At 62.1% G+C, this 24,969-nt stretch carries 20 protein-coding genes and 5 tRNA genes; 19 read left to right on the top strand and 6 right to left on the bottom strand.

Annotation, left to right across the window (positions count from 1 at the left end):
- The first annotated feature begins 38 nt into the window (after window positions 1–38).
- The 4 genes from ACNFCH_RS14955 to ACNFCH_RS14940 all read left to right on the top strand — a co-directional run bounded on the left by ACNFCH_RS14955 (window position 39) and on the right by ACNFCH_RS14940 (window position 2,799).
- Window positions 39–1,007, top strand: a complete 969-nt coding sequence (locus tag ACNFCH_RS14955; RefSeq protein ID WP_416743039.1) for a GTP 3',8-cyclase MoaA — start codon at window positions 39–41, stop codon at window positions 1,005–1,007.
- A gap of 66 nt (window positions 1,008–1,073) precedes the next feature.
- On the top strand, window positions 1,074–1,679 hold the full coding sequence (locus tag ACNFCH_RS14950) for a DUF4823 domain-containing protein (protein WP_196163857.1): 606 nt from the start codon (window positions 1,074–1,076) through the stop codon (window positions 1,677–1,679).
- Between the two features lie 10 nt (window positions 1,680–1,689).
- A complete protein-coding gene (locus ACNFCH_RS14945) occupies window positions 1,690–2,247 on the top strand; it encodes a DUF1285 domain-containing protein (protein WP_416743038.1) in 558 nt (185 codons plus the stop codon).
- Between the two features lie 138 nt (window positions 2,248–2,385).
- Complete coding sequence (locus tag ACNFCH_RS14940; protein ID WP_416743037.1) at window positions 2,386–2,799, top strand: cupin domain-containing protein; 414 nt, start codon at window positions 2,386–2,388, stop codon at window positions 2,797–2,799.
- A 61-nt stretch (window positions 2,800–2,860) separates the two neighbouring features.
- Here the strand turns inward: ACNFCH_RS14940 and ACNFCH_RS14935 are convergent.
- Window positions 2,861–2,936: transfer RNA gene (locus ACNFCH_RS14935), tRNA-Asn, on the bottom strand.
- A gap of 62 nt (window positions 2,937–2,998) precedes the next feature.
- Window positions 2,999–4,195 (bottom strand): amino acid aminotransferase, encoded by a 1,197-nt coding sequence (locus ACNFCH_RS14930; protein ID WP_337158736.1) that lies wholly within the window; start codon window positions 4,193–4,195, stop codon window positions 2,999–3,001.
- Between the two features lie 287 nt (window positions 4,196–4,482).
- Here ACNFCH_RS14930 and uvrB point away from each other — a divergent pair, with 287 nt between their 5' ends.
- Window positions 4,483–6,498 carry an excinuclease ABC subunit UvrB gene (gene uvrB / locus ACNFCH_RS14925; RefSeq protein WP_416743036.1) on the top strand — a complete coding sequence of 672 codons (2,016 nt, stop codon included), beginning with the start codon at window positions 4,483–4,485 and terminating at the stop codon, window positions 6,496–6,498.
- 68 nt (window positions 6,499–6,566) lie between these two features.
- Here uvrB and ACNFCH_RS14920 read toward each other — a convergent pair whose 3' ends face one another.
- A complete protein-coding gene (locus tag ACNFCH_RS14920; protein ID WP_416743074.1) occupies window positions 6,567–8,057 on the bottom strand; it encodes a DHA2 family efflux MFS transporter permease subunit in 1,491 nt (496 codons plus the stop codon).
- Window positions 8,058–8,106: 49 nt separating this feature from the next.
- Window positions 8,107–9,162, bottom strand: a complete 1,056-nt coding sequence (locus ACNFCH_RS14915; protein WP_337158738.1) for an HlyD family secretion protein — start codon at window positions 9,160–9,162, stop codon at window positions 8,107–8,109.
- Window positions 9,163–9,305: 143 nt separating this feature from the next.
- Here ACNFCH_RS14915 and gltX point away from each other — a divergent pair, with 143 nt between their 5' ends.
- The 10 genes from gltX to ACNFCH_RS14865 all read left to right on the top strand — a co-directional run bounded on the left by gltX (window position 9,306) and on the right by ACNFCH_RS14865 (window position 15,233).
- A complete protein-coding gene (gene gltX, locus ACNFCH_RS14910) occupies window positions 9,306–10,787 on the top strand; it encodes a glutamate--tRNA ligase (protein WP_337158739.1) in 1,482 nt (493 codons plus the stop codon).
- A gap of 287 nt (window positions 10,788–11,074) precedes the next feature.
- Window positions 11,075–11,150, top strand: a tRNA-Ala gene (locus ACNFCH_RS14905).
- 78 nt (window positions 11,151–11,228) lie between these two features.
- Window positions 11,229–11,304 (top strand) — tRNA-Glu (locus ACNFCH_RS14900).
- A gap of 51 nt (window positions 11,305–11,355) precedes the next feature.
- Window positions 11,356–11,431 (top strand) — tRNA-Ala (locus ACNFCH_RS14895).
- 43 nt (window positions 11,432–11,474) lie between these two features.
- Window positions 11,475–11,550, top strand: a tRNA-Glu gene (locus ACNFCH_RS14890).
- Between the two features lie 169 nt (window positions 11,551–11,719).
- Window positions 11,720–12,259 carry a TetR/AcrR family transcriptional regulator gene (locus ACNFCH_RS14885; protein WP_337158740.1) on the top strand — a complete coding sequence of 180 codons (540 nt, stop codon included), beginning with the start codon at window positions 11,720–11,722 and terminating at the stop codon, window positions 12,257–12,259.
- A 25-nt stretch (window positions 12,260–12,284) separates the two neighbouring features.
- Window positions 12,285–13,118, top strand: a complete 834-nt coding sequence (locus ACNFCH_RS14880) for an alpha/beta fold hydrolase (protein WP_337158741.1) — start codon at window positions 12,285–12,287, stop codon at window positions 13,116–13,118.
- Window positions 13,119–13,162: 44 nt separating this feature from the next.
- A complete protein-coding gene (locus tag ACNFCH_RS14875) occupies window positions 13,163–13,597 on the top strand; it encodes an acyl-CoA thioesterase (RefSeq protein WP_043215805.1) in 435 nt (144 codons plus the stop codon).
- Window positions 13,598–13,648: 51 nt separating this feature from the next.
- Window positions 13,649–14,629: a tRNA dihydrouridine synthase gene (locus ACNFCH_RS14870; RefSeq protein ID WP_416743035.1), complete on the top strand. Its 981-nt coding sequence runs from the start codon at window positions 13,649–13,651 to the stop codon at window positions 14,627–14,629.
- A gap of 160 nt (window positions 14,630–14,789) precedes the next feature.
- Complete coding sequence (locus ACNFCH_RS14865; RefSeq protein WP_416743034.1) at window positions 14,790–15,233, top strand: Hsp20 family protein; 444 nt, start codon at window positions 14,790–14,792, stop codon at window positions 15,231–15,233.
- 158 nt (window positions 15,234–15,391) lie between these two features.
- On the opposite strand, the gene ACNFCH_RS14860 is transcribed toward ACNFCH_RS14865, so the two are convergent.
- The gene (locus ACNFCH_RS14860; RefSeq protein ID WP_337158744.1) at window positions 15,392–18,691 is read right to left on the bottom strand and encodes a PAS domain S-box protein; all 3,300 of its coding nucleotides are present in this window, start codon (window positions 18,689–18,691) and stop codon (window positions 15,392–15,394) included.
- A gap of 58 nt (window positions 18,692–18,749) precedes the next feature.
- Window positions 18,750–19,628, bottom strand: a complete 879-nt coding sequence (locus ACNFCH_RS14855) for a LysR family transcriptional regulator (RefSeq protein ID WP_070092563.1) — start codon at window positions 19,626–19,628, stop codon at window positions 18,750–18,752.
- 131 nt (window positions 19,629–19,759) lie between these two features.
- Between ACNFCH_RS14855 and leuC the strand changes: the two genes are divergently transcribed.
- From leuC to asd, 4 genes are all read left to right on the top strand, one after another.
- Complete coding sequence (leuC, locus tag ACNFCH_RS14850; protein WP_416743032.1) at window positions 19,760–21,193, top strand: 3-isopropylmalate dehydratase large subunit; 1,434 nt, start codon at window positions 19,760–19,762, stop codon at window positions 21,191–21,193.
- The gene (gene leuD, locus ACNFCH_RS14845; protein WP_337158746.1) at window positions 21,190–21,834 is read left to right on the top strand and encodes a 3-isopropylmalate dehydratase small subunit; all 645 of its coding nucleotides are present in this window, start codon (window positions 21,190–21,192) and stop codon (window positions 21,832–21,834) included. Before leuC ends, leuD begins: the two co-directional genes overlap by 4 nt.
- A gap of 117 nt (window positions 21,835–21,951) precedes the next feature.
- The gene (gene leuB, locus ACNFCH_RS14840; RefSeq protein ID WP_337158747.1) at window positions 21,952–23,034 is read left to right on the top strand and encodes a 3-isopropylmalate dehydrogenase; all 1,083 of its coding nucleotides are present in this window, start codon (window positions 21,952–21,954) and stop codon (window positions 23,032–23,034) included.
- A gap of 63 nt (window positions 23,035–23,097) precedes the next feature.
- The gene (gene asd, locus ACNFCH_RS14835) at window positions 23,098–24,210 is read left to right on the top strand and encodes an aspartate-semialdehyde dehydrogenase (RefSeq protein WP_043206838.1); all 1,113 of its coding nucleotides are present in this window, start codon (window positions 23,098–23,100) and stop codon (window positions 24,208–24,210) included.
- Window positions 24,211–24,969 lie beyond the last annotated feature (759 nt).

The raw sequence follows: 24,969 nt of genomic DNA, 5'->3' as shown, positions 1-24,969 counted from the left end.
TTGCAGGCCCGATTCTTCCATGCCGGAGTCATTCATTCATGATCGTCGATCGTCAAGGCAGGCGCTTTCGCAACCTGCGTGTCAGCCTGACGGCTGCTTGCAACTACGCCTGTACCTACTGTGTGCCTGATGGCAAGCGCCTGGTGGCGGCACAGGATGAACTCCCGGCTGAAACCCTCGCCCGCGGCGTCGCCTATCTGGTCGAAGCGGCAGGCATCGAGCGGCTGCGCATTACCGGGGGTGAACCCTTGGTCAGTCCTCGGTTGGAGGACTTTCTAAAGTCGGTGGCCAAACTGGGATTGGCCGAGATCGGCCTGACCACCAACGGACAATTGCTGTCGCGCAAGCTGCCGCTGCTGCGGGCCGCTGGCATTCGCCGACTGAATGTTTCCCTCGATACCCTCGACCCTCAGGCTTTTCGCCGAATCGCCCGCGGGGGTGACCTGCAGAGCGTGTTGGCCGGCATGGAGCAAGCCAGTGACGCCGGCTTGAGCATCAAAGTGAACATGGTGCCGATGCGGGGGCAGAACCTCGATCAGGTGTTGCCGCTGCTCGACTATTGCCTGGAGCGTGGTTACGAGCTGCGTTTCATCGAGCTCATGCGCATGGGGCATCTGGCCCGCGATCACAACGCGTTCTTGCAGCAATTCGTGAGCCTGGAGCAACTGCTTGGGTTGATCGGCCAGGCCCATGCCTATCAGCAGGCCAGTGCGCCCATCGATGCCACGGCGCTGCGCTATCGCATTCCGGGTAAAGGGCATTTTGGCGTGATCGCCAACGAAAGCGTGCCATTCTGCCGAACCTGCTCCCGCCTGCGGCTTTCTTCTACCGGCTGGTTGCATGGCTGCCTGTCGTCGGGGAATCGGCATTTTGTCGGTGATCTGCTCGACAAGCCGCGTCACCAGGCGCTCCCCAGCCTGCAGCGGCTATTGGTCAAGGCCTTGGCCGACAAGCAGGACGTGGCGTTTTCCGGTGGTGTGACGATCATGAAAGTGATCGGCGGCTGATTCTGGCGCAAAAGCTGCATCTGGCGGCTATTCGCCGGTTTTTCGTCGCCGGTTTCTGGAGGAATGATGCGTAGCCTGGTCTTGTCGCTCGCCCTGATGGCGTTGGGCGGCTGCATGAATGTCAGTGATATGGGAGAAGGCGTTCGCTACCACATGAGCGATGCTGGGCTACTGGACCACAGCGAGACCCGGCGTAGCTTGTCAGTGCGTCTGCAGCCTGACTCGTTCATCTTCATCGGTCAGGGCCACTTCGTACCGCCGGCCAAAGGTCCGCTCCCGCGCCAGAACGCAGTGGCCGAGGAGGCGTATAAGAACTTTGTCGAGTACTTCCCGCTGGTACGCCGTGCGCAAGGGCCTCTGGGGCTGGAAGAGGCGATTGCCGAGGCGCGCTCGGTCGGCGCTGATTACGTCCTGTACACCCGCTTCGCCCGTACCGATGACCGCATCGGCAATGGGGACGAATGGTATGACGAGCAGGCCGTGGATCGCCTGGGCGTGGACACCGGCGTGGTTCAGATGATGCTGATCGAGACCAGCACCCGCTACCTGATCGACACCGTACGCATCAAGAGCCGTGGCGGTTTGTTGACGTTCCACGACAAGGCACCTGAAGATTTGCTTGGTCCACCCATGCGCGATTACGCTCGTAGTCTCGTGGGTATGAGTCGTTGAGGGCAGGGGCATGACAGGTAGCGGCAAGGCCAATGATCTTCTGGCGCAGATCCCCAAGGAGAAGGGCCTGCCTCCGGTGCATCTGTGGAATCCTGACTTCTGCGGTGACATCGACATGCGCATCGCCCGGGATGGCACCTGGTACTACCTGGGTACCCCTATTGGGCGCAAGCCGATGGTGCGGTTGTTTTCCACCATCATTCGCCGCGATGGCGATGACTATTTCCTGGTTACCCCAGTGGAGAAGGTCGGTATTCGCGTCGATGACGCACCGTTCGTCGCAGTCACGCTGGACGTGGAAGGCAGTGGCGAGCACCAAGTGCTGCGCTTTACCAGCAACGTCGATGACCAAGTCGCTGCGGGCCTGGATCATCCCCTTCGCGTCGAAATCGATCCGCGGACTCAAGAGCCTTCGCCCTATGTCCTCATGCGCAGCAACTTAGAGGCGTTGATTCACCGCAACGTATTCTACCAGTTGGTCGAGTTGGCGGTGCCGCGCGAAATCGATGGGCACACATGGCTGGGTGTCTGGAGTGGCGGCGAGTTCTACCCGATCGGTCGGCCGTGAACAGCCGAAGGGTGCAATGAACCGCGCAGCGGCCCCTGGGCTGGCACTGATCGGCCTCCCGCTTTTTCGCTGAATTGGCCATTTGTCCCAAGCGTTTCGGGGCATAACCTGCTGGCAGTCACCCATCAGGAGAAGCCCATGAAAATCCGCCGTTATTCTTTTGCCTTGCTGTTGTCCCTTGGCTTGTGGGGCGCCCAAGCGCCAGCCTGGGCCCACGGCGAGCAACCGGATCAGGTCAAGGTTCTGCAAGAACAGCTCCCCAGTAATGCCCCAGGCAAGAAGGCCGTCATGCTCACCGTCAACTATGCCCCGGGACAGGCTTCGCCGGCGCACCGGCACCCTGGTGCAGTAATGGCCTATGTACTCGAAGGAGCGGTGACCTCCAGGCTCAATGATGAACAAGAAAAGACCTACACAGCAGGGGAGTACTGGTATGAAACACCGGGTACCGTGCATAGCGTGTCGCGTAACGCCAGCACGACCCAGTCTGCCAAGCTGCTGGTGTGGAGCCTGGTCGAGGAAAGCAAGCCGGTCACCGAGCCGCTGAAATAAAGCGCTACGCCAGAAACGAAAAAACCTCCAGTGCTTGCGCATCTGGAGGTTTTTCAGTGTTTGGCTCCGCGACCTGGACTCGAACCAGGGACCCAATGATTAACAGTCATTTGCTCTACCGACTGAGCTATCGCGGAATCTGCGCGTATCTTACTGATAGCCAAGGGGAAGTCAAGCTTCCCCCTGGGCAATCAATAGGTTACAGCACTTCGACGATGGCCTTGGTGACCACGTGGATGTTGCTCTGGTTCAGCGCGGCGACGGCGATACGGCCGGTGTCCAGGGCATAGATACCGAAGTCGTTCTTCAGGCGCGCGACTTGATCAACGGTCAGGCCCGAATAGGAGAACATGCCTACCTGGCGGCCGACGAAGCTGAAGTCGCGCTTGGCGCCATATTGGGCCAGCAGCTCGACCATCTGCTTGCGCATGCCGTGGATGCGCTCGCGCATTTCGCCCAGTTCCGCTTCCCACATCTGACGCAGTTCGGCGCTGTTGAGCACGGTGGCGACGATGGTGGCGCCGTGAGTCGGCGGGTTGGAGTAGGTGGTGCGGATCACACGCTTGACCTGCGACAGCACGCGGGTGCTTTCGTCCTTCGAGGCGGTGACGATCGACAGTGCGCCAACGCGCTCGCCATACAGCGAGAACGACTTGGAGAACGAGCTGGAAACGAAGAACTCCATGCCCGACTCGGCGAACAGGCGCACGGCGAAGGCGTCTTCGGCGATGCCGTCACCGAAGCCCTGGTAGGCCATGTCAAGGAATGGCACATGGCCCTTGGCCTTGACGACGTCCAGAACGTTTTTCCAATCGTCCAGGGTCAGGTCGACGCCGGTCGGGTTATGGCAGCAGGCGTGCAGCACGACGATCGAACCGGAAGGCAGGTTGTTCAGGTCTTCGAGCATGCCAGCGCGGTTGACGTCATTGCTCGGCGCGTCGTAGTAACGGTAGTTCTGCACCGGGAAGCCAGCGCTTTCGAACAGGGCGCGATGGTTTTCCCAGCTCGGATCGCTGATGGCCACGACGGCGTTGGGCGAAAGACGCTTGAGGAAGTCGGCACCGATTTTCAGAGCACCGGTACCGCCAACGGCCTGTACGGTGACCACGCGGCCAGCGGCCAGCAGGGGCGACTCGGCGCCGAACAGCAGCTTCTGCACGGCCTGGTCGTAGGTGGCGATACCATCGATCGGCAGGTAGCCGCGCGAGGCATGCTGGGCAGCACGCTGGGTTTCGGCTTCGATCACGGCGCGCAGCAGCGGAATGCGGCCTTCCTCATTGCAGTACACGCCTACGCCCAGGTTGACCTTGTCGGTACGTGGGTCGGCGTTGAATGCTTCGTTGAGGCCCAGGATGGGGTCGCGGGGTGCCAGCTCGACAGCGGAAAACAGGCTCATTGTTACCTTGGCTCTGATTGGAGAGTGATAGGACGCGCACACTCCGGCCGAGTGCACAGAAGTGGTGCGCAAACGGGGAGTCAGTATAGTGATACCGATCGGTCACGGCGACAGTCTGGCGCAGGTTTTCCGGGCTTTTGTGCGAATATTTTTCGACCATTGGTCGAATTGCCCGGTCCACTGTAATGCGCGTTCACACCTGGGCCTTGATTCCGGTCCCGGGCGGGCGCATTTGGGTATAGACTACTGGCTAAATTTACAGTTGCTGCGTTACCGCGAGGTTCGTCATGTTCGAGTTCCAGCTCGTCACCCGTTTCCAGCCGGCCGGCGACCAGCCCGAGGCCATCCGCCTGATGGTCGAGGGCATCGAGGCCGGGCTTTCGCACCAGACCCTGCTGGGCGTGACCGGCTCGGGCAAGACCTTCAGCATCGCCAACGTCATCCAGCAGGTGCAGCGCCCGACCCTGGTACTGGCTCCGAACAAGACCCTGGCGGCGCAGCTGTACGGCGAGTTCAAGGCGTTCTTCCCGAACAACGCGGTGGAGTATTTCGTCTCCTACTACGACTACTACCAGCCTGAGGCCTATGTGCCCTCGTCCGACACCTTCATCGAGAAGGATGCCTCGATCAACGATCACATCGAGCAGATGCGCCTGTCGGCCACCAAGGCCCTGTTGGAGCGCCGCGACGCGATCATCGTCACTACGGTGTCCTGCATCTACGGCCTGGGCAGCCCGGAGACCTACCTGAAGATGGTCCTGCACGTCGATCGGGGCGACAAGCTCGATCAGCGTGCCCTGTTGCGCCGACTGGCGGACCTGCAATACACCCGCAACGAGATGGATTTTGCCCGTGCCACCTTTCGCGTGCGTGGTGACGTGGTCGATATCTTCCCCGCTGAATCGGACCTCGAGGCGATCCGCATCGAGCTGTTCGATGATGAGGTGGAGAACATCGCCGCATTCGACCCGCTCACCGGCGAGGTCATCCGCAAGCTGCCGCGGTTCACCTTTTACCCCAAGAGCCACTACGTCACGCCGCGTGAAACCTTGCTGGAGGCTGTGGAGGGCATCAAGGAGGAACTCAAGGATCGCCTCGACTACCTGCAGAAGGCCAACAAACTGGTAGAGGCCCAGCGTCTGGAGCAGCGTACCCGCTTCGACCTGGAGATGATCCTCGAACTGGGTTACTGCAATGGCATCGAGAACTACTCGCGCTACCTGTCCGGCCGCCCAGCCGGAGCGCCCCCACCGACCCTGTATGACTACCTGCCGGCGGACGCGCTGCTGGTGATCGACGAATCCCATGTCAGCGTTCCCCAGGTCGGTGCCATGTACAAGGGTGACCGCTCACGCAAGGAAACCCTGGTGGAGTACGGCTTCCGCCTGCCGTCGGCGCTGGACAACCGTCCCATGCGCTTTGACGAGTGGGAGTCTGTCAGCCCGCAGACCATTTTTGTCTCGGCAACCCCCGGCCCTTACGAAGCCGAGCACGCCGGACGGGTGGTGGAGCAAGTGGTACGCCCCACCGGCCTGGTGGACCCGCAGGTGGAGGTGCGACCGGCGCTGACCCAGGTCGATGATCTGCTTTCGGAAATCCACAAGCGGGTGGGCGCTGGCGAGCGAGTGCTGGCCACCACCTTGACCAAGCGCATGGCCGAGGACCTCACCGATTACCTGGCCGATCACGACGTGCGGGTACGCTACCTGCACTCGGACATCGACACCGTCGAGCGGGTGGAGATCATTCGTGATCTGCGCCTGGGAACTTTCGACGTGCTGGTGGGCATCAACCTGCTGCGTGAGGGCCTGGACATGCCCGAGGTGTCCCTGGTGGCCATCCTCGATGCGGACAAGGAAGGCTTCCTGCGCTCGGAGCGCTCGCTGATCCAGACCATCGGCCGCGCCGCACGTAACCTCAACGGCAAGGCGATCCTTTACGCCGATCAGGTCACAGGTTCCATGCAGCGCGCCATTGACGAGACCGAGCGACGCCGGGCCAAGCAGATCGAGTTCAACTTGGCCCACGGCATCGTGCCCAAGGGCGTGGTCAAGGACATCACCGACATCATGGAGGGTGCGAGCGTCCCGGGTGGGCGCAGCAAGAAGCGCAAGGGCATGGCCAAGGCTGCGCAGGAGAGCGCCCGCGACGAAGCCGAATTGCAGACACCGGCGCAGATCACCAAGCGCATCAAGCAGTTGGAAGAGAAGATGTTCCAGTTCGCCCGCGACCTGGAGTTCGAGGCCGCGGCCCAGCTGCGCGACGAGATTGGCCAGCTGCGCGAGCTGTTGATCACCAGCTGAGATCTATGACCGGTCCCGGCTTTTTTGCGGGTGGCCCGCGAAAAGGCCGGTATAGGCGGCAACTCCAGTCAATGGGCCTCGCCTGGTTTTAGCCCGGGGGGCAACTTACGGGTCATCAGCACGGCCACCATGCTTACCACCAACCCGAGTCCAACCCAGTGGAAGGCATCGTTGTAGGCCATGATCAACGCTTGTTGGTGGGTGATCTCGCTCAGTTTGCCCAGTGCCGCGTTATCACTGCCCAGTCGCTCAGCCAGCTGCGCCAGCCGCTCGGCCACCTGTGGATTGTTCGGTACCACCGATTCGCGCAGGTAATCGAAGTACACTTTGGTCCGCGCATCCAGCAGCGTGGCCAGCAGCGCGATACCTATCGCCCCGCCCAGGTTGCGCAGGATATTGAACAGGCTCGACGCCGACCCCGCGTCTTCCGGCAGGATGTAGGCGGTGGCGATGAGCGAAATGGTCACCATGATCATCGGCTGCCCCACAGCGCGGATGATCTGGATCTGATCGAATTGCGGCCCGGCAAAGTCAGGGTTCAGCACCCCCGAGCCGAAGCTGGCCAGCCCGAACAGACAAAAGCCCAGCGCACAGAGCACTTTGGGCGGGACCACTCTCATCAACAGCGGCACCAACGGAATCAGAAACAGCTGCGGCAACCCCATCCACATGATCACCTCGCCGATCTGCAGGGCGTTGTAGCCCTGGACCTGCGCCAGGTACAGCGGCAACAGGTAGATCGAGCCATACAGCCCAACGCCCATTCCCAGGCTCGCCACGCTGCTAAGCCCGAAGTTGCGGTTGCCTAGGATGCGCAGGTTGATCAGCGGGTGAGGCCTGGAGAACTGCAGGATGACGAAGGTGATCAGGCTGATCAGCGCGACCGTGCCCAGGCTGACGATAAGATTCGACTCCAGCCAATCCTTGCGATGGCCTTCTTCCAGAAACACTTGCAAGCAGCCCAGGCCCAGCCCCAGCGTGACGATGCCGGCGTAGTCGGTGCGCTTGAGCAGGTCCCAGTGTGCTTCCTTCTTCTCAAGGCCATAGAGCAGGCCTGCGATCATTACGATCCCTGGTGGCACATTGATGTAGAAGATGTACTCCCAGCCCCAGTTCTCGGTCAGCCAGCCGCCCAGCGTCGGGCCGATCGAGGGGGCGAACGTAGCGGTCATGGCGAACATGGCCATGCCCTTGGCGCGTTGATGCTCCGGAAGCTTGATGAGGGTGAGGGTGAATGCCAGGGGGATCAATGCGCCGCCGGTGAAACCCTGGAGGGCGCGAAAGAGAATCATGCTCTCCAGATTCCAGGCCATGGAGCACAGCAGCGAAGAGGTGAGAAACCCCAGGGATACCCAGACTGCCAAGCGCCGGGCCGAGAGTAGCTGCACCAGCCAGGCGGTGAGGGGAATCATGATGATCTCCGCCACCAGGTACGAGGTGGAAATCCACGAACCTTCCTCAAGGGTGGCCGAGAGCGCGCCCTGAATGTCCTTGAGCGATGAGTTGGTGATCTGGATATCCAGGACCGCCATGAAGGCGCCGAGCATCGCGCTCATCACCGCGATCCAATCGCGGCGGCTCGGCTGTGCAGTGGGGCGTATCAGCGCATCACCGGCCATCGTGGCCTTCGTCCGCATCTCGCAGGTCAACGGTCGCGGTCACCGACATGCCCGGGCGGATGCGCCCATGCAGCGGATTGTCGGCGGCAAAGGTGAGCTTGACCGGAATGCGTTGGACCACCTTGGTGAAGTTGCCGGTGGCGTTGTCCGGGGGCAACAGGCTGAACTGTGCACCGGAAGCCGCGAACAGGCTGTCCACCTGGCCTTCGATCGGGGTGTCCGGGTAGCTGTCGAACACCAGCTCCGCGCGTTGCCCAGGCCGCATCCGGCCTATCTGGGTCTCCTTGAAGTTGGCCTGTACCCAGATGTCTTCGTCCGGAACGATCGATAACAGGTAGGCTCCAGCTTGCACCACCTGGCCATTACGCGCGTTGCGCTGGCCAATGGTGCCGCTGATCGGCGCGCGGATTTCGCAGCGGCTCAGGTTCAGCTCGGCCTGGGCCAAGTCGGTGCGAGCATTGGCGATCTGCGCATCGAGACGCTTGAGGTCGGCGCTCAGGGCATTGACCTGCTGGCGCTGGCTTTGCAGGTCGGCTTGGGCTTTGTCGACCTGGGAGCGGGCCACGTGGCTTTCTGCCGAGAGGGTGGTGACGCGTTCTTCAGAGACAAAACCCGGTTTACGCAAGGCTTGGGCACGGTTGAGGTCCAGTTGCGAGCGGTTGAAGGTCGCCTGGTTGGCCGCTACCTGGGCCTGGCCGGCTGCAATCAGGCTGCCTTGCTGGGTCAGCCGGCTTTGCGCCTGTTCGCGTTCGGCCTCGCGCGTGGCCAGGGCAGCGCGGGCGCGCTCGACGGCCAGCTCGAAGTCGGCGAGTTCCAAGTGAACCAAGAGCTCGCCCTTGCTCACATGTTGGTTGTCCTCGACCAGGACGTTGTCGATGCGTGCGCCGAGCTGGCTCGAGATGCGCGTGATTTCGCCCTGGACGTAAGCATTGTCGGTGCTCTCGTAGAAGCGGCCCTTGAAGTACCAGTGGGCCAGGAAGGCGAGGGCGACGAGCAGGACCAGGGTGAAGAAGATCAGCAGGCGGCGTTTGAGCTGGGCGGGCATGAGGACTATGGTTCCAGAAATGTAAGTAAATTTAACAGCGAGTACTGGCGCCCTAACAAGTGACAATCGCGCCATTGCTGGAGCCGGACGCCCGCTCCCTGCTAACATCCCGCCTTTGTTTCATCTTTCGTTCGAGACTCTCCATGACCACCGTTCGCACGCGCATCGCGCCATCGCCTACCGGCGATCCCCATGTCGGCACCGCCTACATCGCCCTGTTCAACTACTGCTTTGCCAAGCAGCATGGCGGTGAGTTCATCCTGCGTATCGAAGATACCGACCAGTTGCGCTCGACCCGTGAGTCGGAGCAGCAGATCTTCGACGCCCTGCGTTGGCTCGGCATCGAATGGAACGAAGGCCCGGACGTCGGCGGCCCCCACGGCCCGTACCGGCAGAGCGAGCGCGGTGAGATCTATGCCAAGTACGCCAAGCAACTGGTCGATGCCGGGCATGCCTTCTATTGCTTCTGCACCGCCGAGGAGCTGGAGCAGATGCGTGCCGAGCAGATGGCCCGTGGCGAGACCCCGCGCTATGACGGCCGGGCGCTCTTGCTGAGCGCCGAGGAAGTGCAGCGTCGCCTGGATGCCGGCGAGCCCCACGTGATCCGCATGAAGGTGCCGAGCGAAGGTATCTGCGTGGTTCCGGACATGCTTCGTGGTGACGTCGAGATCCCATGGGATCGCATGGACATGCAGGTGTTGATGAAGAACGACGGCCTGCCGACCTACTTCCTGGCCAACGTGGTCGACGACCACCTGATGGGCATCACCCACGTCCTGCGGGGCGAGGAGTGGCTGCCATCGGCGCCGAAGCTGATCAAGCTGTACGAATACTTCGGCTGGGAGCAGCCCAAGCTTTGCTACATGCCGCTGCTGCGCAACCCCGACAAGTCCAAACTGTCCAAGCGCAAGAACCCGACTTCGGTGACATTCTACGAGCGCATGGGCTTCATGCCCGAGGCCATGCTCAACTACCTGGGCCGTATGGGCTGGTCGATGCCGGACGAGCGCGAGAAGTTCTCCCTGGCGGAAATGGTCGAGCACTTCGACCTGTCGCGCATCTCTTTGGGGGGGCCGATCTTCGATATCGAGAAATTGTCCTGGCTCAATGGCCAATGGCTGCGCGAGCTGCCGGTGGAAGAATTCGCCGCACGCGTGCAGAAGTGGGCCTTCAACAGCGATTACATGATGAAAATCGCGCCGCACGTGCAGGGCCGGGTGGAGACCTTCAGCCAGATCGCCCCATTGGGAGGTTTCTTCTTCGAAGGTGCGCTCAAGCTCGATGCCAAGCTGTTCGAGAGCAAGAAGCTGTCCGCCGATCAGGTGCGTCAGGTCATGCAATTGATCCTGTGGAAGCTCGAGAGCCTGCGCCAGTGGGAGAAGGACCGTATCACCGGCTGCATCCAGGCGGTGGTCGATGCCCTGGAACTGAAGCTACGTGACGCCATGCCGCTGATGTTCGCTGCGGTCACGGGCCAGGCCAGCTCGGTGTCGGTGCTCGATGCCATGGAGATCCTCGGTCCTGACCTGACCCGCTACCGCCTGCGCCAGGCGCTGGACCTGCTCGGTGGTGTATCGAAGAAAGAAAACAAGGAATGGGAAAAGCTGCTGGCGAGCATCGCCTGACCGCTTTGCGAAGGTCGCCGCTGAACCTGCGGGAGCGGGTTCAGCCGCGATTACGGTGGCGCATCCACCTCTGCATTGGCGGATAAACCCGCGCCTGCAGTGGGCGGTGCTCCAGAGGCACCAGGGCAGGGCGGTAAGTGATTGTTATCTGTGAAAAAATTTTTGAGGTTTTTCAAAAATTTGTTTGACAGCCCTGCAATCGGAACTTAATATGCGCCCCGTCCACAGCGATGAGTGAAATGAAGCGCAAGGCACCCAGCCAGCACTTCAGCTCAAAGCGACATTGTGGGGCTATAGCTCAGCTGGGAGAGCGCCTGCATGGCATGCAGGAGGTCAGCGGTTCGATCCCGCTTAGCTCCACCAAATTCCGCTTCGCGATCAACATGATTGGTCGGGAAGAAAGATCGGTTCCAGCAATCCGGTCTTTGAGGTAGAAGGTTCGTCCCCTTCGTCTAGTGGCCTAGGACACCGCCCTTTCACGGCGGTAACAGGGGTTCGAGTCCCCTAGGGGACGCCAGTTTTGCACAAGCGATGTTTCGATGTCGCTGGGCCGAGAGGCTAGAAATCCGGGGCTATAGCTCAGCTGGGAGAGCGCCTGCATGGCATGCAGGAGGTCAGCGGTTCGATCCCGCTTAGCTCCACCAATTTTGCCGCGGTTCGTGAAAACGGATCGGCACGAAGGTTGTTGTCCCCTTCGTCTAGTGGCCTAGGACACCGCCCTTTCACGGCGGTAACAGGGGTTCGAGTCCCCTAGGGGACGCCACTTTTACCCGCGTTTTGCGGGACTTTAAAGGCTCATTCGCATATTGAATGGGCCTTTTGTTTTTCCGCCTCGAAAAAAGCTCAGCCATCCGGCGGAAGGGGGCTTTTTTCTGCTTGCCAAAAAATATTACAGGCATAATATTTCGCTCATAATATTTTAGAGGCTGCCCATGAGCGACAAAAAGAGCAAAACCCGCGAGCGCATCCTGGAGGCGGCCTGCAGCGCCTTGATCCAGCACGGTCCCGCCGACCCGAGCGTAAGCCAGGTAATGGGCGCCGCCGGGCTGACGGTCGGGGGGTTCTATGCCCATTTCGACAGCAAGGATGAGCTTATGCTCGAGGCCTTTCGCCAATTGCTGGGTGAGCGCCGGGCCTTGCTTGCCCAGGTCGACCCGAGCCTCGATGGGGCAGGGCGGCGTGCGCTGGTGGCGGCGTTCTACTTGTCGCGCAAACATCGCGATGCCCAGGAGCATGCCTGCCCCCTGCCTACAGCCCTGAGCGAGATGCAGCGACTACCCGAGACATTCCGTGAGGTGCTGGCCGAGCACCTCGAGCTGATGACCGCGCAGATGGTCGATCGCCCGGAAGACGTCGATAAAGCCTTTGCCGACCTGTCTTTGATGATCGGCGGGCTCACCTTGGCGCGGGCCTTGGGTGATACCGAGTTGTCCGACCGTATCCTGCGTGCCGCCAAATCGGCGGTGATCTGAGCTAACCGACCCCTGGAGCAAGGTGATGACAACCCTGAGCTGGATTCGTGGCGTCAATGGCACCCTGGGCCATCTGGCCCCTGAGCATGTCGCCGGCAAGATGCGCCGAGCCTTCATGACCCCGCGTCCGTTGCCGCCCAGGCACTGGGAGTTGCCGCTGTTGGCCAAGGCCGAGCGCATCACCTTGCGCTTTGGGCTCTCGGCCTTGCGCTGGGGCAAAGGCCCGACTGTCTTGATGATGCATGGCTGGGAAGGCCGGCCAACTCAGTTCGCCGCACTGATCGAGACCCTGGTGGCGGCTGGGCACACGGTGGTGTCCCTCGAAGGGCCTGGTCACGGGCAGTCTCCGGGGCAACAGGCGCATGTGGGGCTGTTTGCCCGCGCCTTGCTGGAGGCGGCCGCAGAATTGCCACCGCTGCGTGCGGTGGTGGGGCATTCCATGGGCGGTGCCAGCATGCTGCTGGCCCTGCAATGGGGGCTGCGTACCGAGGTGGCGGTGAGCATCGCGGCGCCGGCGCAATTGCTCGGTGTATTGCGGGGCTTTGCCCATCGCCTGGGGCTGCCGGCCCGGGCCAGGGCAGCATTCATCCGACAGGTGGAGAAAGATGTCGGTGTGCAGATCTCGCGACTGGACGTCAGCGGCTACCAGCTGGACGTGCCTGGTCTGGTGGTGCATGCCAGCGACGACTCCCTGGTGCCGGCCACTGAGGCCCAGGCCATCCACAATGCGTGGTTCGACAGCCGCCTGATGCTGTTGGAGGAAGGTGGCCACCAGCGGGTGCTGGCCGATCCGCAGGTGAATCAGGCAGTGCTCGAGCTGCTGGCGCGCACGCCACAAGGAGCACGGCAAAGCGCCTGAGCATCCGGTACACTCTGCCCGATCACTGACCAAGGAGAGCGGGCATGAGCTGGGATCTGGCATCGCCATTCATCATTGATCTTCGCGTCGGCACCGAGGACATCGACGGCCTCGGTCATGCCAACAATGCGGTCTACGTCACCTGGCTGGAGCGTTGCGCGTGGCGCCATTCGCAGCGCCTGGGGCTGGATCTGGCCGAGTACCGCCGTCTGGACCGGGCCATGGCCGTGGTCCGTCATGAGATCGACTACCTCGCCGCCGCCTACGAGGACGACGAGCTGCAACTGGCGACCTGGATCATCGATTGGGACCAGCGTCTGCGCATGACCCGTCGCTTCCAGCTCAAGCGCCCGCGTGATGGCGTCACCCTGTTGCGGGCGCAGACCACCTTTGCCTGCATCGAGTTGTCCAGCGGCAAGCCCAAGCGCATGCCGGCAGAATTTATCGAGGGTTATGGTCCGGCGCTGGCCGGTGCCTGAATCGGCAGTCTTTTTTGCTAGACTGCCGCCTTTTTTCGCCGAGACCCTGACATGCAAATTGCCCTGGCCCCTATGGAGGGGCTGGTCGACAACATCCTGCGCGACGTCCTGACCCGGGTGGGGGGCATCGACTGGTGCGTCACCGAGTTCATCCGCGTTTGTGATCGTCTGCTGCCGGCTTCGTCATTCGACAAGCTGGCGCCTGAGCTGCGCCATGGTGCGCAGACCGCAGCTGGGGTGCCGATGCGCGTGCAGTTGCTGGGTTCGGACCCTGTCTGCCTGGCCGACAACGCCGTGCTGGCTTGTGAGCTGGGCGCGCCAGTGATCGACCTGAACTTCGGCTGCCCGGCCAAGACGGTGAACAAGTCTCGTGGTGGCGCAGTGCTGCTCAAGGAGCCCGAGCTGCTGCATGCCATCGTGCGCGAAGTTCGTCGCGCCGTGCCGGCTCACATTCCGGTGACCGCCAAGATGCGCCTGGGCTTCGACAGCCCGGACGGCGCCCTGGAATGCGCTACGGCGCTGGCCGAAGGCGGTGCCGAACATCTGGTGGTGCACGCCCGGACCAAGGTCGAGGGCTACAAGCCGCCGGCCCATTGGGAGTGGGTGGCGCGGGTGCAGGATGTGGTGAAGGTGCCGGTGTTCGCCAACGGCGAAATCTGGACTGTCGACGATTGGCGGCGTTGCCGTGAGGTCAGTGGAGCCGAAGACATCATGCTCGGCCGCGGCCTGGTATCGCGGCCAGATCTGGGGTTGCAGATCGCTGCGGCTCGCGATGGGCGGGAATACCAGCCGATGACCTGGGACGACCTGCTGCCGCTGCTGCGTGAGTTCTGGCGCCAGGCTCAAGCCAAGCTGTCGCCGCGTTATGCGCCTGGGCGCTTGAAGCAGTGGCTGGCCATGCTGACCCGCAGTTATCCCGAGGCGGTGGTGTTGTTTGCCGAACTGCGGCGCGAGGACGATTGCCAGCGGATCAGTCGACTGTTGGGTATTGAGCAGGCGGCAGCGGTGGATCTTGACGCGTGCGTGGCCTGAGGCAAAGCCTGCGCCTATAGCCCTCGTGCACGACGCCGCCAAAAAAAAATTTTTGAACGGCCTCTTGAAACCCTTTTGTCGGGCCTTATCTCTTGAGTACGCGATGCCGAAGTCGGGTCGCGTAATGACTTAACTTGCTGAATCTCAGGAGTTCATGACCATGACTACCGCTTTCTCTCTCGCTCCACTGTTCCGCCATTCCGTTGGTTTCGATCGTTTCAACGACCTGTTCGAATCTGCGGCACGTAACGAGGCGGGTAGCAGCTACCCTCCCTACAACGTGGAAAAACATGGCGATGACCACTATCGCATCGTGGTTGCCGCAGCCGGTTTCCAGGAGCAGGACCTCGACCTGCAGGTCGAAAAAGGCGTCCTGACCGTGATCGGTGGCAAGCGCGACAACAGCACCGAAGGTGTTACCTACCTGCATCAGGGCATTGCCCAGCGCGCCTTCAAGCTGTCCTTCCGCTTGGCTGACCACATCGAAGTGAAAGCCGCGGGCCTGGCCAACGGCCTGCTCAGCATCGACCTGCTGCGCATCGTGCCTGAAGAGGCCAAGCCAAAGCGCATCCCGATCAATGGCGAAAAGCCAGCGCTGAACTAAGTTCGGCGAGATGAAGAAAGGGCACCTTCGGGTGCCCTTTTTGCATTGTGAACCCGGCCTATCCCAAGCATCTTGGGGAGCAATTGTCTTCTCTGTGGCGTTCTCTTCGCGGGCAAACCCGCATGTGTTTGCCCGCGACGGCCAGGCTCTCCCAGGGCTCAGTAATCCGCCGGTGCTTCCATCAGCATCTGGCGAAACTCTGGCAGGGGCAGTGGGCGGCTGTGCAGGTAGCCTTGGTACAGGTAGCAGCCTTGGCGCTCGAGAAACTCCAGTTGATCGGACTGCTCCACCCCTTCGGCGATCACCGCTAAATCCAGGCTACGGGCCATGGCCACGATGGCGCGGACGATCTCGGCGTCGTTAGGATCGATCGGGGCATCCCGCACGAAGGTCTGGTCGATCTTCAGCGCATCCACCGGCAGGCGTTTGAGGTAGGTCAGCGAAGAATAGCCGGTGCCGAAGTCGTCCATGGCAAAGCTCACCCCATAGCGCTTGAGCTCGCGCATCTTGCTGATGGTGTCTTCCAGGTTCTGGATGACGATGCCTTCGGTGATCTCAAGCTTGAGCATTCGTCGCGGCAGGCGGTAATCATCCAGGCTGCGCAGTACCCGTTCGACGAAATCGTTCTGGCGGAACTGCCGGGGGCTGATATTGACGCACAGGCTGAAATCATCGGCGTCGATCAGCCCATCCTCGAGCATGCGCGCACAGGCATCACAGGCTTCGTCGAGGATCCAGCTGCCCACTTCCAGAATCAGGCCACTTTCCTCGAGCACCTGGATGAACTGCGACGGGGGCTGTTGGCCCAGTTGCGGATGGTGCCAGCGCAGCAGGACCTCGGCACCGACAATGCGGTTGTCGCGGGCGTCCACCTGCGGCTGGAAATGCAGCGCGAGCTCGCCGCGGGCCAGGGCCAGACGCAGATCGGTCTCCATGCGCAGGCGTTCGCTGGCAGCCTTCTGCATGGTGGTGTGGAACAGTTGCGTGGTGTTGCGCCCCGAGTCCTTGGCCCGATACAGGGCGATGTCGGCGCGCTTGAGCAGGTCGGCGGGGGTCGCGCCATGGTCCGGTATCAGCGCCACGCCGATGCTGGGGGTGACCTGCAGGCGCTGGCCATCCAGGGACATGGGTTCGGCAAGCAGCTCGCGCAGGGTGTCGGCCAGTTCGCGGACTTTTTCCTCCACTTGATCGCGGCTGCCCTCCAGGCCGCTGAGCAGCACCACGAACTCGTCGCCGCCCAGGCGGGCCACCGTGTCCTCCAGGCGTACGCTGGCCTCCAGGCGCGCGGTGATGATCTTGAGCACCGTATCGCCCACCGGGTGACCGAGGGAGTCGTTGATGTGCTTGAAATGGTCAAGATCCAGGAACAACAGCGCGCCGCGCAGGTTGTGGCGCTTGAGCAGGGCGATCTGCTGGCTCAGGCGGTCCATCAGCAGGGCGCGGTTGGGTAGGTTGGTCAGCGGGTCGTGGTAGGCCAGGTGGCGAATCTGCGCCTGGGCGTTCTTCAGCTGGCTGACATCGCGGGCGGTGAGCAACAGGCAGTCGGCCTCGTTGAGGCTCAGCGGTTCCACCGAGACCTCCACGGTGAGGATGTCGCCGCGTTTGTTGCGGCCCAGCATTTCACGATGGTGCACCCGGCCGCGCTCCCTGAGTTCGGTGAGCAGGGCTGCGCGTTGCTTGTCGTCCGCCCAGATCCCGATTTCATAGACCGTGCGCCCGATCACTTCGGCGCTGCTGTACCCGGTCAACCGGCAGAAACCGTCGTTGACTTCGAGGTAGCGGCCCGTCGTGCGTTCGGTAAGCGTGATGGCGTCGGGGCTCGAGTGGAAGGCCTTGGCGAATTTCTCTTCGCTGGCCTTGAGGGCCGCTTCGGCGCGCTGCTGTTGGGTGATGTCGCGCAGGGTTGTGACGCTGCAGGGCTGGTCGTCGACGATGATCTGGCAACTGGAGATGACGCACGTCAGTGACGTGCCGTTGTGGTGATTGACCACCACCGCCACATTGTTCAGTGCCCGTTCGCGAATCACCTGCTCGATGCGCTGAGCCCGTTGCGCCGACTCCGCCCACAGGCCGATCTGCTCGGCGGTGCGGCCGATGACCTGCTCGGCGCTCCAGCCGAAGGTCTGGGTGAAGGCGCGGTTGATTTCAATGAACTGGCCGTTGTCCTGGCGGGTCACGCAGATCGGGTCCGGGCTGACCTGGAACAGGCTGGCGAATTTTTCCTCGGAGGCGCTCAGGCGCTGTTCGCGTTCCACCTGATCGGTGATGTCGAGCAGGGTGCCGGCCATGCGCAGTGGGTTGCCCTGTTCGTCGCGATAGAGGCGGGCGCGGCTTTCGATATAGCGCGAAGCGCCGTTGTCCAGTTGCACCCGGTAGGTGACCTGGTAGTTACCCGCCGGCCCTTCGCGCAGGCTGCGGTAGGTCTGGCGCATGACGCTGCGCTCCTGCTCCGACACGCCCTCGAAGAAAGCCTCGAACGACTCGTGAAATGGCACGGGGGCCAGGCCGTGCAGCTGTGCGGCGCGGGCCGAGCCATAGAGCATGCCGCTGGGGATATGCCAGTCCCAGGTGCCCAGTTGCGCGGAATCCAGTGCCAGGTCCAGGCGCTCCTGGCTGTCCTTGAGGGCTTGCTCTGCGCGCTTGCGTTCGCTGGTATCGACAAAGGTGCTGAGCAGGTAGGTCACGCCTTCGAGCTCGATGCTCTGGGTGCAGAGGATGCCATCGTGGATCTTGCCGGTGCTGGCGCGAAACTGCACCTCGAGGGTCAGCGGGCCACCATTGCTGCTGCGCGTGCTGTCCAGCACTTGGTGGCGCAGCTCGGGGTTGACCCACAGCCCCAGCTCCAGGGTGGTCTTGCCGATCACCTGGTTGCCGGGCCAGCCGAACATGTCTTCGAAATGCTGGTTGACCTCGAAGATCATGCCGTCGTGACGGCGGGTCAGAAGGATGACATTGGGGCTCAAGTGAAAGAGGGTGGCGAAGCGCTTTTCCGAGTTGATCAGCGCGGTCTCCCGCTCGTGTTGCCGGGTGATTTCCCGCACGACCCCGATCATTTGCGGGCGACCGTCCGGGGCATGGGTCAGGCTGCCGGTAACTTCCAGCCAGTGCACGCTGCCGTCCGGCCAGCGTATGCGGTGGCGCATGGCCGGCTCCACGGGTTCGCCATTGACCACGGCCTGGAACATCTGGCGCGTGCGGGCGCGATCCTCCTCAGGCAGCAGATCGAGGTAATCGATGTCATTGGGCAATGGCCGATCAGGCGCGAAGCCGAACAGCGCCTGGGTAGCCCGCGACCAACTGATTCGGCCGCTGTCGATATCCCACAGCCAAGCGCCCAGGCGCGCGCCATTGAGCGCGGCCAGCAGTTGCGGAGCGTTCTGCCAAGTCTGCTCCGACTCCTGGGGAGCTGCCGCGTGGATGCGCGGCAGGCGCGGAAAACGGTTTGCTGATTTGGGCATCGGTACCAGACCTTTGGCGGATGACGCGTCCCTGTTTGGAAAACCGGCCGGACTGTGCTCAGGCGGCCGCTGCGTGGCTGTCGAGCAGCGCCATGAAGGCCTTGGCCGCGTTCGACAGCGTGCGTTCCGTATGCAGAATGTAGCCTAGCTGGCGTGACAGCTGTATGCCGGGCAAGGCGATGGGTGCAACCTGCTCATCGAGCATGGTGCGCGGTAGCACGCTCCAGGCAAGGCCAATGGAAACCATCATCTTGATGGTCTCCAGATAGTTGGTACTCATCGCGATGTTCGGTGTCAGGCCCTGGCTTTCGAACAGGCGCTGGACGATATGATGAGTGAAGGTATTGCCGCCGGGGAACACCGCGGGGTGACGGGCGACATCGGCCAGGCTGACTTGCTGGTTGCTGGCCAGGGGGTGCTCGGGGGCGGCGACGAAATCCAGTGCGTCGTCCCAGACGGGCACGGCACGAATCAAGTGGTGTGGCTCTGGAGCCAAGGTGATGACCGCGATCTCTGCACGCCCATGGAGAATCTCATCGTAGGCCGCTTCCGAATCCAGGAACTGAATATCCAGCGCCACCGACGGGTGCTGGCGGGTGAAAGCCCGCAACAGCGGGGGCAGGCGGTGCAAGCCGATATGGTGACTGGTGGCGAGGGTCAGGCGACCACTCACCTCACCGGTCAAATTGGTCAGCGCTCGTCGGGTATCATCCAGAACGTTGAGGATCTGGTAGGCACGGGGCAGCAGGGCGCGTCCGGCTTCGGTCAGGGTCACTTCCCGGCCGAGGCGGTCGAACAGGCGCACGTCCAATTGCTGCTCCAGCCCGGCAATGCGTTTGCTGACGGCCGGCTGGGTCAGATGCAGGCGCTCGCCGGCTCCTGAAAAGCTCCCGGTTTCGGCGATGGCAATGAAGGCGCTGAGGTTGGCCAGGTCCATGACGTCGAATTCCTGTTGGTTATCCAAAGCATAAAAATTATGAATTTGAGTTATTCAATCTAACCCCATAGCATCGACCGTACAAGCCAAGGGGTTATTGGCATAGAAATACGCTGATGAGGAATAGTCAGATGTCTGGCAAAACGCTCTACGACAAACTCTGGGATGCGCACGAAGTCAAGCGGCGCGACGATGGTTCGTCCTTGATCTACATCGATCGTCACATCATCCACGAAGTGACTTCGCCCCAGGCCTTCGAAGGCCTGCGCCTGGCCAACCGCAAGCCATGGCGTATCGATGCCAACATCGCGACCCCTGACCATAACGTGCCGACCACGCCAGAGCGCAAGGGCGGCATTGAGGCCATCGTCGACGAAGTGTCGCGCCTGCAGGTGCAGACCCTCGACGAGAACTGCGACGAATACGGCATCGTCGAATTCAAGATGAACGACGAGCGTCAGGGCATCGTGCACGTCATCAGCCCCGAGCAGGGCGCTACCCTGCCTGGCATGACCGTGGTCTGCGGCGACTCGCACACCTCGACCCACGGCGCCTTCGGCGCACTGGCCCATGGCATCGGCACCTCGGAAGTCGAGCATGTGCTGGCCACCCAGTGCCTGGTCGCCAAGAAGATGAAGAACATGCTGGTGCGCGTCGAAGGGCAGTTGCCTGCAGGCGTGACCGCCAAGGACATCGTCCTTGCCGTGATCGGCAAGATCGGCACCGCCGGCGGCAATGGCCACGCCATGGAGTTCGCTGGCAGCGCCATCCGTGAGCTGTCGATGGAAGGCCGCATGACCATCTGCAACATGTCCATCGAAGCCGGTGCTCGCGTAGGCCTGGTTGCCGTGGATGACACCACCGTTGCCTATGTCGAGGGCCGTCCGTACGCGCCCAAGGGCGAGCAATGGAAGCAGGCGGTCGCGGCCTGGAAGGGCCTGGTTTCCGATGCCGATGCGGTGTTCGACACCGTGGTCGAGTTGGACGCTGCGCAGATCAAGCCGCAGGTCAGCTGGGGGACTTCGCCTGAGATGGTCCTTGCCGTCGACCAGCGTGTGCCGGATCCGGCTGTCGAGCCTGACCTGATCAAGCGCGGCTCCATCGAGCGCGCGCTCAAGTACATGGGCCTGGCCGCCAATCAGGCGATCACCGACATCAAGCTCGACCGTGTGTTCATCGGCTCCTGCACCAACTCGCGCATCGAAGACCTGCGCGCCGCCGCCGAGATCGCCAAGGGCCGCAAGGTCGCGGCGAACGTCAAGCAAGCCTTGGTGGTGCCAGGCTCGGGCCTGGTCAAGGCCCAGGCCGAGCGCGAAGGGCTGGACAAGATCTTCATCGAGGCGGGTTTCGAATGGCGTGAGCCTGGCTGCTCCATGTGCCTGGCGATGAACCCGGACCGCCTGGAAAGCGGCGAGCATTGCGCCTCGACCTCAAACCGCAACTTCGAAGGCCGTCAGGGCGCGGGTGGTCGTACCCACCTGGTCAGCCCGGCCATGGCCGCCGCCGCCGCGGTGACCGGCCACTTCATCGATGTCCGCGAGTTGATCCAAGGGAGCGCAGCATGAAAGCCTTTACCCAGCACATCGGTCTTGTCGCACCATTGGATCGCGCCAACGTCGACACCGACCAGATCATTCCCAAGCAGTTCCTGAAGTCGATCAAGCGCACCGGTTTCGGTCCGAACCTGTTCGATGAGTGGCGCTACCTGGACGTGGGCCAGCCCTACCAGGACAACAGCAAGCGTCCGCTCAACAAGGACTTCGTGCTCAACCACGAGCGCTACCAGGGGGCCAGCGTGTTGCTGGCGCGGGAGAACTTCGGTTGTGGCTCGAGCCGTGAGCACGCGCCATGGGCGTTGGATGAATACGGCTTCCGTAGCGTCATCGCGCCGAGCTTCGCCGACATCTTCTTCAACAACAGCTTCAAGAACGGCCTGCTGCCGATCATCCTCAGCGACGAAGAAGTCGACGAGTTGTTCAAGCAGGTCGAAGCCAACCCGGGCTACCAGCTGACTATCGATCTGCAAGCGCAGGCCGTGACTCGTCCGGACGGTAAGGTGCTGCATTTCGAGATCGACGCCTTCCGCAAGCACTGCTTGCTCAATGGTCTCGACGATATCGGCCTGACCCTGCAGGACAGCGACGCCATCCAGGCGTTCGAGGCCAAGCACCGCGCCAGTCAGCCCTGGTTGTTCCGCGACGCTTGATACGCGGATTGCCCGGCAGGGCGTCTCCTGTAACGATGTAGGGCAGGGGCCGTTTCGCCGGGCCGGTTTTTATCGGTGGGCCGAGCAGGCGCGCCGTTCGAATGGATAGAGGAAAGCATGAGCAAGCAGATTCTGATTCTCCCAGGTGATGGTATCGGTCCGGAAATCATGGCCGAGGCGGTCAAGGTGCTGGAGCTGGCCAACGACAAGTTCCAGCTCGGCGTCACCCTGGAGCACGACGTGATCGGCGGCGCGGCCATCGACAAGCACGGCATTCCGCTGGCCGACGAGACCCTGGAGCGCGCGCGCAAAGCCGACGCCGTACTGCTCGGTGCGGTCGGTGGGCCCAAGTGGGACAAGCTCGAGCGTGACATCCGCCCAGAGCGCGGCCTGCTCAAGATCCGTTCGCAACTGGGTCTGTTCGCCAACCTGCGCCCAGCGATCCTCTACCCGCAGTTGGCCGATGCCTCCTCGCTCAAGCCGGAAATCGTCGCGGGCCTGGATATTCTCATCGTTCGCGAGCTGACGGGCGGCATCTACTTCGGTGCACCACGCGGTCAGCGCGAGCTGGAAGGTGGCGAGCGCCAGGCCTACGACACCCTGCCGTACAGCGAAAGTGAAGTGCGCCGCATTGCCCGTGTCGGTTTCGACATGGCTCGCGTGCGTGGCAAGAAGCTGTGCTCGGTGGACAAGGCCAACGTACTGGCTTCCAGCCAGTTGTGGCGTGAAGTGGTCGAGGACGTGGCCAAGGACTACCCGGACGTCGAACTCAGCCACATGTACGTCGATAACGCCTCCATGCAACTGGTCCGTGCACCCAAGCAGTTCGATGTGATGGTGACCGACAACATGTTCGGTGACATTCTGTCGGATGAAGCTTCCATGCTGACCGGTTCCATCGGCATGCTGCCGTCTGCGTCCCTCGATGCCAACAACAAGGGCATGTACGAGCCTTGCCACGGCTCGGCGCCGGACATCGCAGGTCTTGGCATCGCCAACCCGCTGGCGACCATCCTGTCGGTGTCGATGATGCTGCGTTACAGCTTCAACCAAGTGGTTGCAGCTGATGCGATCGAGAAGGCTGTCAGCGTGGTGCTGGATCAGGGCCTGCGTACTGGTGACATCTGGTCGGCCGGCTGCAACAAGGTAGGCACGCAGGAAATGGGCGACGCAGTAGTCGCAGCGCTGCGGAATCTGTAATCTCTCTGGCCCGCCATCGTCTTCCCTCGATGGCGGCCCACTTTTAGCAAAGGTGTAGTTGCGATGAAACGTGTAGGTCTGATCGGTTGGCGAGGTATGGTCGGTTCCGTGCTCATGCAGCGGATGCTGGAGGAGCAGGATTTCGACCTCATCGAGCCGGTGTTCTTCACCACGTCCAACGTGGGTGGCCAGGGTCCGAACGTGGGCAAGGATATTGCTCCGCTCAAGGACGCCTATAGCATTGAAGAACTCAAGACCCTCGACGTCATCCTGACCTGCCAGGGTGGCGACTACACCAACGAAGTCTTCCCCAAGCTGCGTGAAGCGGGCTGGCAGGGCTACTGGATCGACGCGGCTTCCTCCCTGCGCATGCAGGATGACGCCGTGATCATCCTAGACCCGGTCAACCGCAAGGTCATCGACCAGCAGCTCGATGCGGGCACCAAGAACTACATCGGCGGCAACTGCACCGTCAGCCTGATGCTGATGGGCCTGGGCGGCCTGTTCGAAGCCGGTCTGGTCGAGTGGATGAGCGCCATGACCTATCAGGCGGCCTCCGGTGCCGGTGCGCAGAACATGCGCGAGCTGATCAAGCAGATGGGTGGCATCCACGCGGCGGTCGCCGATGACCTGGCCAACCCGGCCAGTGCCATCCTCGACATCGACCGCAAGGTTGCCGAAACCATGCGCGGCGAAGCCTTCCCAACCGAGAACTTCGGCGTACCGCTGGCAGGCAGCCTGATCCCATGGATCGACAAGGAGCTGCCTAACGGCCAAAGCCGTGAGGAATGGAAAGCCCAGGCCGAGACCAACAAGATCTTGGGCCGCTTCAAGAACCCGATCCCGGTCGACGGCATCTGCGTGCGCATCGGCGCCATGCGTTGCCACAGCCAGGCGCTGACCATCAAGCTGAACAAAGACGTGCCGCTGGCGGATATCGAAGGCATGATCAGCCAGCACAATCCTTGGGTGAAACTGGTGCCGAACCAGCGTGAGATCAGCATGCAGGAGCTGAGCCCGACCAAGGTGACGGGCACCCTGAACGTGCCGGTTGGTCGTCTGCGCAAGCTGAACATGGGGTCGCAGTATCTGGGGGCCTTCACTGTGGGTGACCAGTTGCTGTGGGGCGCTGCGGAGCCGCTGCGTCGCATGCTGCGGATTCTGCTGGAGCGTTGATCGCACCTTTGCTTTGACCGAGAACCCACGCCTGGCGTGGGTTTTCTGTTTTTTGGTGTTGGTGTTTGTGTTGCGGGCATATCCGTTATTGGGTGACGCTTAGTCACCTTTGCGCCCTTACGGCGGGTCACTTTGGTCTTGGCCAAAGTAAACCAAAGCCGCTGCGCCCCCGCATACGGCCCGGCGCTTCGCACCGGGTTCCCTCGCTGCGGTGCCTTGCGGGGCTTCGCGGCCTCCGGCTTGCTGCGCAAGCCTCCATCTCGCGACTTCGGCTACGCCGAAGGGTGCTACGCGCCTGCCCCTACAGACACCTCCGCTCGGCCTGCTGATGGGGCGCAAGTTACAGGTGGCGCCTGGGCTGGCGTTGTTTTTTCAGTGAGGTGGGTGTTGAGTTTTCCGGCCATTCGCGGGTGAACCCGCTCCCACAGGCTCACCGCTGCCCATGAGAGCGGCGCTGTACCTGTAGGAGCGGGTTACCCGCACAACAAATTAATCAGCTTGTTTGCCGTTGCCGTTGCCGTTGCCGTTGCTTTTGATGCGCGATAGTCCAGACACCACCAATCGCGACCTCAGAAGGCCGAGTGGAGGTGTTTGGAGGGGCAGGCGCGCAGCGCCCTTCGGCGAGAGCCGAAGTCGCGAGATGGAGGTTTGCGTAGCAAGCCGGAGGCCGCGAAGCCCCGTAAGGCACCGGAGCGGAGGGAACCCCGGAGCGCAGCGCAGGGGCCGTATGTGGGAGCAAGACGGCTTTGGTTACTTTGG

Origin of the sequence: Pseudomonas sp. NY15354 (assembly GCF_048068075.1) — a bacterium.
Taxonomy (GTDB): Bacteria; Pseudomonadota; Gammaproteobacteria; order Pseudomonadales; family Pseudomonadaceae; genus Aquipseudomonas; species Aquipseudomonas guariconensis_C.
This window is presented reverse-complemented; position numbering and strand designations above follow the sequence as displayed.

Excerpts from the sequence above, each read along its gene's own strand:
- ACNFCH_RS14955 (WP_416743039.1), top strand. The coding sequence starts at position 39 with ATGATCGTCGATCGTCAAGGCAGGCGCTTTCGCAACCTGCGTGTCAGC.
- ACNFCH_RS14950 (WP_196163857.1), top strand. The coding sequence starts at position 1,074 with ATGCGTAGCCTGGTCTTGTCGCTCGCCCTGATGGCGTTGGGCGGCTGC.
- ACNFCH_RS14945 (WP_416743038.1), top strand. The coding sequence starts at position 1,690 with ATGACAGGTAGCGGCAAGGCCAATGATCTTCTGGCGCAGATCCCCAAG.
- ACNFCH_RS14940 (WP_416743037.1), top strand. The coding sequence starts at position 2,386 with ATGAAAATCCGCCGTTATTCTTTTGCCTTGCTGTTGTCCCTTGGCTTG.
- ACNFCH_RS14930 (WP_337158736.1), bottom strand. The coding sequence starts at position 4,195 with ATGAGCCTGTTTTCCGCTGTCGAGCTGGCACCCCGCGACCCCATCCTG.
- uvrB (WP_416743036.1), top strand. The coding sequence starts at position 4,483 with ATGTTCGAGTTCCAGCTCGTCACCCGTTTCCAGCCGGCCGGCGACCAG.
- ACNFCH_RS14915 (WP_337158738.1), bottom strand. The coding sequence starts at position 9,162 with ATGCCCGCCCAGCTCAAACGCCGCCTGCTGATCTTCTTCACCCTGGTC.
- gltX (WP_337158739.1), top strand. The coding sequence starts at position 9,306 with ATGACCACCGTTCGCACGCGCATCGCGCCATCGCCTACCGGCGATCCC.
- ACNFCH_RS14885 (WP_337158740.1), top strand. The coding sequence starts at position 11,720 with ATGAGCGACAAAAAGAGCAAAACCCGCGAGCGCATCCTGGAGGCGGCC.
- ACNFCH_RS14880 (WP_337158741.1), top strand. The coding sequence starts at position 12,285 with ATGACAACCCTGAGCTGGATTCGTGGCGTCAATGGCACCCTGGGCCAT.
- ACNFCH_RS14875 (WP_043215805.1), top strand. The coding sequence starts at position 13,163 with ATGAGCTGGGATCTGGCATCGCCATTCATCATTGATCTTCGCGTCGGC.
- ACNFCH_RS14870 (WP_416743035.1), top strand. The coding sequence starts at position 13,649 with ATGCAAATTGCCCTGGCCCCTATGGAGGGGCTGGTCGACAACATCCTG.
- ACNFCH_RS14865 (WP_416743034.1), top strand. The coding sequence starts at position 14,790 with ATGACTACCGCTTTCTCTCTCGCTCCACTGTTCCGCCATTCCGTTGGT.
- ACNFCH_RS14860 (WP_337158744.1), bottom strand. The coding sequence starts at position 18,691 with ATGCCCAAATCAGCAAACCGTTTTCCGCGCCTGCCGCGCATCCACGCG.
- ACNFCH_RS14855 (WP_070092563.1), bottom strand. The coding sequence starts at position 19,628 with ATGGACCTGGCCAACCTCAGCGCCTTCATTGCCATCGCCGAAACCGGG.
- leuC (WP_416743032.1), top strand. The coding sequence starts at position 19,760 with ATGTCTGGCAAAACGCTCTACGACAAACTCTGGGATGCGCACGAAGTC.
- leuD (WP_337158746.1), top strand. The coding sequence starts at position 21,190 with ATGAAAGCCTTTACCCAGCACATCGGTCTTGTCGCACCATTGGATCGC.
- leuB (WP_337158747.1), top strand. The coding sequence starts at position 21,952 with ATGAGCAAGCAGATTCTGATTCTCCCAGGTGATGGTATCGGTCCGGAA.
- asd (WP_043206838.1), top strand. The coding sequence starts at position 23,098 with ATGAAACGTGTAGGTCTGATCGGTTGGCGAGGTATGGTCGGTTCCGTG.